At 50.5% G+C, this 10,873-nt stretch carries 10 protein-coding genes; 9 read left to right on the top strand and 1 reads right to left on the bottom strand.

The genetic code is table 11. From position 1 onward, the window contains the following. The first annotated feature begins 319 nt into the window (after positions 1–319). The 4 genes from HED22_RS06710 (at position 320) to HED22_RS06695 (ending at position 4,679) form a co-directional block, all read left to right on the top strand. Entirely contained in the window at positions 320–1,234 is a 915-nt protein-coding gene (locus HED22_RS06710; RefSeq protein WP_167720465.1) for a LysR substrate-binding domain-containing protein, read from the top strand. 603 nt (positions 1,235–1,837) lie between these two features. Continuing rightward, entirely contained in the window at positions 1,838–2,827 is a 990-nt protein-coding gene (locus tag HED22_RS06705) for a TRAP transporter substrate-binding protein (RefSeq protein ID WP_167720462.1), read from the top strand. A gap of 40 nt (positions 2,828–2,867) precedes the next feature. Next, a complete protein-coding gene (locus tag HED22_RS06700) occupies positions 2,868–3,374 on the top strand; it encodes a TRAP transporter small permease (RefSeq protein ID WP_167720460.1) in 507 nt (168 codons plus the stop codon). Between the two features lie 6 nt (positions 3,375–3,380). Next, a complete protein-coding gene (locus tag HED22_RS06695; protein WP_167720458.1) occupies positions 3,381–4,679 on the top strand; it encodes a TRAP transporter large permease in 1,299 nt (432 codons plus the stop codon). Between the two features lie 305 nt (positions 4,680–4,984). Here HED22_RS06695 and HED22_RS06690 read toward each other — a convergent pair whose 3' ends face one another. Further along, entirely contained in the window at positions 4,985–6,424 is a 1,440-nt protein-coding gene (locus tag HED22_RS06690) for an NAD-dependent succinate-semialdehyde dehydrogenase (protein ID WP_167720456.1), read from the bottom strand. 161 nt (positions 6,425–6,585) lie between these two features. Between HED22_RS06690 and HED22_RS06685 the strand changes: the two genes are divergently transcribed. The 5 genes from HED22_RS06685 to HED22_RS06665 all read left to right on the top strand — a co-directional run bounded on the left by HED22_RS06685 (position 6,586) and on the right by HED22_RS06665 (position 10,791). Beyond that, positions 6,586–7,269: a GntR family transcriptional regulator gene (locus HED22_RS06685; protein ID WP_167720454.1), complete on the top strand. Its 684-nt coding sequence runs from the start codon at positions 6,586–6,588 to the stop codon at positions 7,267–7,269. Further along, positions 7,266–8,258 (top strand): proline racemase family protein, encoded by a 993-nt coding sequence (locus HED22_RS06680; RefSeq protein WP_167720452.1) that lies wholly within the window; start codon positions 7,266–7,268, stop codon positions 8,256–8,258. The genes HED22_RS06685 and HED22_RS06680 overlap by 4 nt, the downstream gene beginning before the upstream one ends. Before the next feature lie 189 nt (positions 8,259–8,447). Then, on the top strand, positions 8,448–9,146 hold the full coding sequence (locus HED22_RS06675) for a transporter substrate-binding domain-containing protein (RefSeq protein WP_217701866.1): 699 nt from the start codon (positions 8,448–8,450) through the stop codon (positions 9,144–9,146). Positions 9,147–9,265: 119 nt separating this feature from the next. Beyond that, complete coding sequence (locus HED22_RS06670) at positions 9,266–9,922, top strand: amino acid ABC transporter permease (RefSeq protein ID WP_167720448.1); 657 nt, start codon at positions 9,266–9,268, stop codon at positions 9,920–9,922. Then, positions 9,919–10,791: an amino acid ABC transporter ATP-binding protein gene (locus HED22_RS06665; protein ID WP_167720446.1), complete on the top strand. Its 873-nt coding sequence runs from the start codon at positions 9,919–9,921 to the stop codon at positions 10,789–10,791. Before HED22_RS06670 ends, HED22_RS06665 begins: the two co-directional genes overlap by 4 nt. Positions 10,792–10,873 lie beyond the last annotated feature (82 nt).

Genomic DNA, 10,873 nt, shown 5'->3' with positions numbered 1-10,873 from the left:
CCGACGTAAGCATGACTGGTGGTATCCGTAATGTTGGAGATTGCCCAAAAATCTCTAACTTTTTGTTGGCGAGCGGTGTCTCAGGTTGGTGTTGCGAAGCACATATGCAATGACCTTGGTGTATCTGAGCAGATAACCTATGTGGGTATACGATTGTTGATTATTTCCGAAGTTGGTTACGAGCAAGTGTTTGAAAGTCGTACCTTCGTTGGGAAAGTAGCAGTGTGAAAGATGTGAGAAGCTCCAGCGGGACTTGGGGGGCCTTTTCGAGGTTAGGCAATATGAACACCAAACAAAATTCCTGTGTGGAGAGTCTGATATGACGGGGCAAAGTGTACGATTGCCGCCGCTAAACGCGTTGCGCGTTTTCTGGGCTGTAATGCGCCAAGGGAGTTTCCGAAGTGCTGCTGATGAACTGCTTGTCACACCGCAGGCGGTCAGCCAGCAGATCAAATTGCTTGAAGACATTCTTCATGTTCAATTGTTCGAACGCAAAGGGCGTGTGATTGAACCCACAGAACAGGCTGTTGTCCTTTCCCATTTTATTGAAGCTGGTTTTGACGAATTCACCGAAGGCGTGCGTCGTATTACCAACTCGACTTATCGTAATCGTATCAATATCAATGTTAGTCCGTATTTCGCCACCCGTTACTTGATGGAGCGGTTGGAACGTTTTCGTGATCAGATGCCCGGCGCAGATATCCGCCTGACTACCATGGTCAAGATGCGTGACTTCGCGGCCGATGAGGTCGATGTCTCCATCGAGTGGGGGTTTGGCAATTGGAAGGAATATGACACCACACTTCTAGTGCAGGACCCAAAAATCATCTGTTGTGCGCCACGTTTGGCCGATGTGATCAAGACCCCTGAAGATCTTGCGAGACACACGTTACTTCATCCGGTTCTTGCCAGAACGCTGTGGGACAGTGTCTTGCGCCATCTGGGAATGACTTCACATGAGCTTGCTGGCGAGATTGAATTTCAGGATGCTGCTACTATGCGTCGTGCTGCAATTTCGGGGATGGGGGTTGGCCTGATTTCCAAGCTTGATGCCATGGAAGATCTTACAGAAGGTCGTTTGGTCGCACCATTCGGCTTGGACGCTTTGTCCAATATGGAATCCGAAGATATCCCGGGATTTTATCTGATCGTTCCGCGTGCACATAAGCGCGTCGGGATCATTTCGAATTTTTGCCAGTGGATTGTCTCTGAAAACTGGTCGACAGATGGCTGATGTGTATACGTCATTTTCAAAACGCTAAAAATGCTCGCGTTTAGCCTGGGTTTCCGGATTTTTTTGTTTTCTCAGTGTGCCGCGTTGCTGGAAAACGAAAATCTTCTCGTTAAGCCGTCTTTCCTAAATGGTTAGAGAGAGAGTGCTGCTGCACCTTAAAGTTGGTCAACAGAAGTCACACAACTTCAAAAGTCTAGAAACAAGTAGAAGCTGTGAATTGACGGGGCCGTTAGTGCTTTAAATCTACACCTTGAAATCCTTGTTTTCATTTTTTTTATTGCCGCAACAGTTAACCGGTGGATTTGCGCGTTTAAATCCGTCGGACGCAATGCGGTAAGAACCGTTGTTTTGCGCGCTCACGCAGTGACGTTCATTTTGGTCGTATGGGCAATTTTAGGACAATAAATTCTTAACAAAGGCGTTCGGTTTCTTGTTTTTTGCAGTGTGAGTGCAGCGAGTACTCTCAGTCGAAGCCATGTCAGGTGTGGCTATCAGGGAACCCTTGCAGCACAAAAAAGGTACATAATACAAAGATCCCTTTTGGAAAGAATTGCCTTAACGACCCCTGAACATCGAATGTGCTGCTAACATGAGGAGATATCGATGCTTCGCAAAAATGCCTTTATGGCTATCGGCTTGACGCTTCTTGGATTAGGAACGTCCGTTCCTGCTGTAGCAGAAACCAACTGGATTATGGCATCTGGGTACCCGGAGAGCAGTTTCTTTACCCAGAATATCCGCCAGTTTATCGATTCCGTTGAAGAACGGACCAACGGTGAACTAAAAATTGACCTGCGTTCCAACGGTAGTCTGATCAAACTTGATTCCACCAAACGCGCAGTGCAGTCCGGACAGGTGCAGATCGGCGAAGTACGATTGAGTTCGTATGGCAATGAGGCGGAAATCTATAACCTGGATAATATCCCAGGCGTGGCAAACAATTTCGACGAAGCCTGGGAATTGATGGAAGCCCAAAAACCTTACTTTGCGAAATTGTTTGGCAAGAACGGTATGCAGGTTCTGACCTATGTCGCTTGGCCAGGACAGGGTTTTTATACCCAAAATGAGCTCAAATCGCTTGATGACGTCAAAGGGTTGAAACTACGCATCTATTCGCAACAGACCCAGCGTCTTGGTGCCGGATTGGGCGCAGAAGCAATCATTCTTCCATTTGCCGAAGTGCCACAGGCATTTGCGACAAACATGATTGACTCCCTTTGGACATCTGCTCAGACCGGTACGGATGTCCAAGTCTGGGACTTCCTTGATGTGTTCACCTATACCGGAACGTTGCATCAGAAAAACGCGATTATTGTCAACCAGCGTGCGTTTCGTCAGCTTCCTGAAGACGTTCAGAAGATTGTTTTGGAAGAAGGCGAGAAAGCAACGAAACGCGGTTGGGAGATGGCTCAGCAGGCCGGTGAAGAACGTGCTCAGATGCTTGCCGATCACGGCATGAAACTTGCCAAAGCACCCGAAGACATTTTGGAGGCCATTTCCAAAGTTGGAGACGAGCTGATCAGCGAGTGGCAGCAGAATGCCACTGACGAAGAACTTGCTGTTTACGAAGCCTATCGCAAGTCTCAGGACTAACGTCTAAATCCAGACCAAGGAATTCAAGATGCTTCGTCATGTGCTTGACACTGTCTATAAAATCTCGGGCGCTGCTGCTGCGTTGGCTATTGCGGCAATCGCGGGAAGTATTCTTGTGCAACTGGCCTGTCGATTTGCTGGTGTTACGTTTGATGCCACCGAATTGGCAGGCTTCTTCATGGCTACAGCAACATTCCTTGGTCTGGCGCATACCTTTAAATCGGGCGGCCATGTCAGGATCACATTGACGTTTGACCGATTGAAGGGAAGGCCGCGTCGCATTATTGAAGTTTTCAATTGTCTCGTTGCCGGATCGGCCGTTCTGTTCCTCAGTTGTTATCTGATCGATCTTGTCGGGATGTCTTATGAATACCATGACATTAGCCCGGGATTACTGGCGGTACCGTTCTGGATTCCACAGCTTATGGTAAGCAGTGGTGTTGTCATTTTCGCCATCGCAATTCTTGACGAACTGATTTTGATCCTTTGTGGCAGAAGACCGTCTTATGACTCGACCCTAAGCTCTGACGAAACGCCTGAGGATTGATGGATCATGGATACATTTGTTGCCTCTTTGACGCTTGCCGCACTCGTTTTCGGCTTTCTTGCTTCGGGCCTGTGGGTCTCAGTTACCCTGTTAGTTTCAGGCATAGCAATGATGGCGTTGTTTACGCCGGCCCCAACCGGATCTTTGATTGCATCTACATTGTGGGATAGCAGTTGGGGATGGGAACTTGCTTCTCTGCCGTTGTTCGTCTGGATGGGGGAAATTCTTTTTCGGTCAAATATGTCGCGTGACATGTTTCGTGGTCTTGCACCGTGGGTTGGACGCCTTCCGGGCGGCTTGCTTCATGTTAACGTGCTAGGCTGTGCGGTGATGGCAGCCATTACCGGATCGTCTGCTGTGACCTGTGCAACAATCGGCCGTCTAAGTGTTCCCGAGCTTGAGAAGCGTAATTATCCCATCAAGGATACGATTGGTACGCTTGCGGGATCTGGTACCATGGGGCTTCTGATTCCACCGTCGATCGTGATGATCGTCTATGGTGTAACCGCGGAGCAATCCATCGCCCAGTTGTTTATGGCTGGTGTTGTGCCCGGACTCACGCTCGTATGCCTTTATATGGGGTACGTGGTACTGCGTTCCGTCATTTTCAGTAACGATATGCCCAAGCCAGATCCGGCAAGCAGCCTTGTGGTAAAACTCAAGGCACTGGTCAGTCTAGTGCCATCCATCGGTCTGATCCTGATGGTTATCGGTTCGATTTACGGCGGTGTTGCAACACCGACCGAAGCGGCTGCGGTTGGGGTGATTGGTGCTTTGGCGCTGTCATTATTCTATCGCACCCTTGATTGGGGAAATATCAAAAGTGGTATTATGGCTGCGATGCAGACATCGTGCATGATCGCGATGATCATTGCAGCGGCATCCTGCCTTTCGATCGCCATTGCCTATATCAACCTTCCAGGGGCCCTTGCCGAGTGGGTTGCCGGTCTGGACCTTTCACCTTATGCACTGCTTGCGGTTCTGGGGGCGCTGGTTTTGGTGATGGGCTGCTTCCTGGAAGGGATTTCGATCATTGTCCTAACGTCTTCTGTTGTGTTGCCGCTTGTGGAAAGTGCGGGCATTAATCTTGTCTGGTTTGGAATCTTTCTGATTATCCTGATCGAAGCTGCCCAAATTACACCACCGGTTGGATTTAACCTGTTTGTTCTGCAAAGCCTTACACGCAGGAATATCCTGTTTATCGCGCGCGCAACCTTGCCCTATTTCCTTCTGCTTATTGTGTTGATTTTGATCATCACGGTGTTTCCGCAGATGGTAACTTGGTTGCCAAATGCAATGCGTTAATTTCCGCATTACCGGCAGGTTTCAGTGAGAAGTTTCACAATGTCATCTTGTCAGACAATCGGAAATATTAAGTGGCTGAATTCATTGAACCTATTGCCACCTTTTGCGTAACGTGACAGTGGAGCAGTTTTTGCAGAATGTAATCACTGCTCCATCGCTCCCCATCTTTCCGCTCAAAATCAGTAAGAATTACTTGCCATCCAGAATTGTCATAATTTCGGGATATGGCGTGTGCTTCCGTAAAAGAAAAAAGGCACTCTGGTATGTCAGAGTGCCTTTGTAGTCAGGACAGTAAGACGGGTTGGTTATTCGACTTGTGCTTCGGTAACGAATTTGGTGCGCAGGAAGGCATCGAGGCCCTCGATTCCGCTTTCCGATCCGTATCCTGATGCGTTTACACCGCCAAACGGGGTTTCCGGAGTTGAAACCATCAGATGATTGACGCCAACCAGTCCAGCATTCAGTGCGCTTTCGGTCTTCGACGCCTTGGTAAGGTCTTTGGTGAAGACGAATGAAGCGAGACCGAATTCGAGGCTGTTTGCCCGGGAAATCACATCTTCGAAATCTGTGAAGCTTGTGATAGGTGCAAGGGGGCCAAACGGCTCTTCATTCATAATCATCGCATCATCGGGAACATCAGCAAGAACTGTCGGAGCATAGAAGTATCCCGACTGGTCCATGCGGCTGCCGCCAACAAGCACCTTGGCGCCCTTGGCTTGGGCGTCTTCGACAAATTCATCCATCACATCAAGGCGACGCGGAGCAATCATTGGGCCCATCTGAATGCCTTCTTCCAACCCATTGCCGACTTTAAGCTTCTTGGTTCGTTCGACGAAGCCATCAACGAAAGCCTGATAAATGCCTTTCTGCACGTAGAAACGAGTCGGAGAAGTGCAGACCTGACCGCCATTGCGGAACTTGAAGGTTACGAGTGCGTCGAGTGCCTTTTCAAGGTCGGCATCATCATAAACGATAACCGGTGCATGGCCGCCCAGTTCCATCGTGCAACGCTTAAGGCCCTCGGCAGATTGACGCTGAAGCAGTTTGCCAACCGGGGTGGACCCGGTCAGGGATACTTTGCGCGGGATGGGGGATGCGATCAGGTGCTGGGAGATTTCCGAAGCATCGCCAAAGACAATGCCGATTACGCCAGCAGGTACACCTGCGTCCTGGAAGCAGCGACCAATCGCAATTGCAGTTCCCGGAGTCTCGTCAGACGGTTTGAGGATAACCGAGCAGCCAGCACCAAGGGCGCCGGCAATTTTACGGATGACGTTACTGCTGGGGAAGTTCCAGGCCGCAAATGCGGCGACGGGGCCGACGGGTTCTTTATATACCATTTGACGGACGCCGGGCATGCGTGCTGGGATGATGCGGCCATAGGCGCGTTTGCCTTCTTCTGCGTACCAGCGAGTCGCATCAGCTGCAAACTGGACTTCACCGGTTGCTTCGGCAAGAGCTTTGCCGTTTTCAAGTGTCAAGGTGCGTGCGATATCGTCTTTGCGCTCTTCAATAAGGGCTGCGGCCTTGTCCATAATGGCCCAGCGCTGCATGGCGGTCATTTCTTTCCATACTGCAAATCCCCTTTCTGACGCGTCCAAGGCGCGGTCCAGATCGGCGATTGTTGCTTTTGGCAAGTTACCAAGAACCTCGTCATTTGCCGGATTGCGAAGTTCGGTGGTTTCACCGCTACTTCCTTGGCACCACACTCCGTCAATCAGTAGTTCTAGCTTTTCAGTAAACATTAAAGTCTCCGTAGATTTTGGTGGCGTGCACCGAGGCTTTCCCCCGGTTTTGTCGTTTGAGGGCAGAGTTTGCAAAGAGGGGCGTGCTTGTTTGCCTCATTTTGCACTTCTCAAATTCAAACGATTGACATGTCGATTGTATACAGTACACTGTGCACATCATGCTAGTGCAAAATCAAAATTTATCAGCGTCCATTTCGGACAATCTCGCGAGCCTTCTTGAGGCCGATATTATTTTTGGTCGGTTGCGCCCGATGCAGCGGCTGACCGAAGAGGAATTGGTTGAGAGGCACGGGGTAAGCCGTTCTCCTGTCAGGGAGGCCATTCGTATGTTGGCGCAGGACGGGCTTATTGTACGAGAGCCACGTAAAGGCATTTGGGTGTCGCCGCTGTCGGTGCGAGACTTTGACGAGCTTTCTTTGTGCCGTATTGAGCTGGAGGGGCTTGCCGCTGAGCAAGCGGCACTGGCTGATGCGCCAGAGGAAAAGGCAAAGTTTAATGACCTGTTCAAGCGTCTTGAACAGGCACAAAAAGATGGCGATGCCCACGCATTCTTTCTGACAGATGTCGAGGGGTCGATGCTGACCTACCGCACGGCTGACAATAAGACATTGATCAGGTTGCTGGAGAGTTTGGACAAGCAGGCCTTACGCTATCGCTTCCATGCCTACTCACAAAGGCAGGGTATTCTGGATCTTACTCTTGATGACACGCGTAGGATTTATGATGCGATCATTGAAGGTGATGGCGTTGCTGCGAAGCAATTGACGAGAGAGATTATCAGTAAAATTTGGAAGACGACACGTGACACCGTTCGTGAGTCTTTCGAGGATGCTGCTTCATGACTGTGATTGCGAGTGCTTTTAACGTCATCGATAGTCATACTGCCGGGCACCCGACCCGGGTTGTGCTTTCTGGTGTTCCACGCCTGGAAGGTGAGACTGTTCGTGAACAGCGCGACTATTTCCGCGCACATCATGATGAATTACGCGGGGGCTTGTTACAGGAGCCGCGTGGTCATGCGGCCATGGTCGGTTTGGTTCCGGTGCCGTCGAAAGTCGCAGACTTTGGCGCCTTCTTTATCTCATCTTATGTGTACCTTGATATGTGCGGGCATGGAACGATCGGCTATGCCAAGACCCTGGCCTTCACGGGACAGTTGACCCCTGAACACGGGGACAGTTTTACGCTTGAAACGCCAGCGGGGATTGTTACTGCCTATTTGGCTTGGGGCGATGATGGCGAGCTTTTATCGGTGCGTCTAAGGAATGTCCCTTGTTTTTGGGGCGATGAGGGGCTGTCCATTCCCTTTGGTGAGTATGGCGACGTCAAGGCCGACCTTATATATGGCGGAATGTGGTACGCCCTTGTTGATGCCAGTTCAATGGGGCTTGATCTTGATCCGAACAATGTTTCGGATCTTCTGGCTGTTGGCGCGCGTCTGAAAGCTGAAATTAAAAAAGTGATCAGTGGTCGTCCGCAATATGAGGGGCGGCCAGCACCAAGTGTGCTGTTCTATCGTGAGGATAGTCCGGCGAGCAGTACGCACTTTCTGGTTCTGGAACGTAACAAATTTGACCGCTCCCCGTGTGGGACGGGGACATCAGCACGCTACATGCAGTTGGTGAGTCAAGGAAAGCTTAATAAAAACGATGCGTATCACGCACACAACCTCTTCGGTGTTGAATTCACCGCAAGGTATTCTGGCGGCAGCAATGCCGGACAGAAGGAGGAGATGGTAGTCGAGGTCGAAGGCAAAGCCTTCATAACCTCGACTGCGACCATCTTGTTCGAGAAAGAGGAGCCACTCTCTCTCGGATTCCTGTGCCGTTAGGCACACTCTATGATCAAGAGGATAAATAACATGAAACTATCAGGGCTGAAATTAAACTTTCGCAATTTTCTTGCGACCTTGTTCGTGGGCCTTGCAATCGCGAGTACTCCATCGGTTGCCTCGGCTGATGATAATCCTTCGGCAGTGTTAAACCAAATTCGTGAAATCGGCGTTCTGAAGGTACCGGTTATGACCGGTGAAGAGCCCGGCTATATCAAAGACCGTGAAACCGGCGAATGGGGCGGTTTCTATGTCGAGTTTCTCAAGGAAATTGCAGCAACGCTTGGCGTTGAGGCTGAACTGGTTGAAACGACCTGGGGAAACCTCGCTGCTGATTTCCAGTCGGGTAAGCTTGATATCGCGATTGGCGTGAACCCGAACCCGCAACGCGGGATGGTCGTTGATTATCTTTGGGAGCCACTTTTCATTGATGCATGGGCTGTTCTGACACCGGAAGGCAAAGAAGTTACCAACTGGGAAGAGCTGAACAATCCTGAAAAGCAGGTTGTTGTCCAAAAAGGGAGCACGATGCAGGTTGTTGCAGAGAACCTTCTGCCGAATGCCACTGTCGTTCCTGTTGAAGACCGTAACCTTGCGATTATGGAGCTTCAAACCGGTCGTGCCGATGCCGTGGTTTTCTCGGTTTTCGATGCAGCGCAGATTGCACAGCAGGGTATTGGAAAAGTATCAATCCCGGAGCCGATGTTGCGTAACCCGGCAACTCTCGCCGTAGCGCGCCAGCCGGGAAATGCCGGTTATATCAATGTGCTAACGAACTGGATCCAGCAGCAGCGTTCACTTGGTCTCGCACAGAGCAAATTGCGTGACGCATGGACTGCTCGTGGCATTGATCTCAGCAAATTGCTGCCGGAAGGCTTCTCCTTCTAATAAATACCTCGTCGCGGCGACGTTGTTCGCTCCCTTGCGCCACCAAAAAGCGTCGCCGCGACCCTCCGTGACTATTTGTTGCCAACCGGGTGCAGTTATCTGCGCCGGAAAGGATAAACATGTTCGATTTTTCCGTTGTGACAAACAACGCGCACCTGATCTGGGAAGGCTTGCTGATTACCCTTTATTACACGGTAATCACGATTGCTGCCGGCCTTCTGATCGGTCTGATAGTTGGTTTGATGCAGCTCAGTTCTTCAAGGATTCTGGCATTTCTTGGACGCATCTATGTCGAATTCTTCCGAAATATTCCCCTTTTGGTGATCCTGCTTTGGGTCTATTTCGCGTTGCCGATTTTCCTTGGTATTAACATTACCAAGGGATGGGCCGGTTTTATTGGTCTGAGCTGTTATGTAGCATCCTTTTACGCCGAGATTCTGCGTGCAGGTATTCAGTCCATTGATCCCGGGCAGACTGATGCAGCAACCGCGCTGGGCATGTCCTATAAGCAGCGCATGTTCCGTGTAATTCTGCCACAGGCATTGCGTCGGATGATCCCGCCTCTTGCAGGGCAATCGATTATCCAGATGAAGAACACGACCCTGCTTTCAATCATCACGGTGCCCGATCTTCTCTATCAAGCAAGCTATATCAGTAGCTTTACCTATCGCCCCATGGAAATCTACACCGCCATCGGTGCTATGTTCCTGATCCTTCTTGTGCCGCTGACCTTGCTTGCCCGTAAACTCGAACAAAGTGGGATGAATGTAAAATGAATAGCGCCCCACACGGAAAAACTGCACCCAAGACGAAAACAGGGGAAAAACGCGACTTCCTCCGCCTTGATGACATCTGTTTGAAATACGGAGCCAAACAGGTTCTGTTTGGCGTCGATCTCGAGGTTGCCGAGGGTGAAGTTGTTGTGCTGATTGGCAGCAGCGGTTCAGGCAAGACATCGTTACTGCGCTGCATCAATCTGCTGAACCAGCCAAGCAGCGGAAGCATTGTGATCGATGGTGACGTTCTGTTTCATGCCGAGGAAAGCGGCAACGGGCATATGGAAATTCCCAAAGCAGAGGTCAACCGTATTCGTTCGAAAACCGGCATGGTGTTCCAGCAGTTCAACCTGTTTCCTCATATGACTGCGATCGAAAACATCATGGAGGGCCCTGTTACCGTCAAGAAGCAAGATAAAAAGCAGGCAAGAGAGCGTGCTGAAGAACTTCTTGCTTCGATGGGGCTTGCTGAGCACGGGAACAAATACCCTCGCCAGCTTTCGGGTGGTCAGCAACAGCGTGTTGCCATCGCACGTGGCATGGCGATGGATCCCAAAGTGATGCTGTTTGATGAACCGACCTCCGCTCTGGATCCGGAGTTGGTTGGCGAAGTAATGAAAGCTATGGAAAGCCTGGCTGAGACCGGCATGACCATGGTGATCGTTACCCACGAAATCGGGTTTGCGTATGAAGTCGCCGACCGCGTTGTGTTCCTGGATCAGGGTGTCATCGCTGAGCAGGGCCCGCCATCGGAGGTTCTTCTCCATCCAAAGCACCCGCGACTGAAAAGTTTTGTCGAACGGTTCCATGATTCTGCAGATTTGCTCAGGCCGTTTCTTGAAGCAAAACAATCCGAGCAAGCCGAATAAAAGGCCAAGTCCGAGCAGGTTTGCATCACCTTATTCAGTACCGTTGAACTGATCGAGTTTCTCGACAGATCGGGAAGCCGCG

It is taken from the genome of Thalassospira sp. HF15, assembly GCF_011806525.1.
Lineage (GTDB): Bacteria > Pseudomonadota > Alphaproteobacteria > Rhodospirillales > Thalassospiraceae > Thalassospira.
This window is presented reverse-complemented; position numbering and strand designations above follow the sequence as displayed.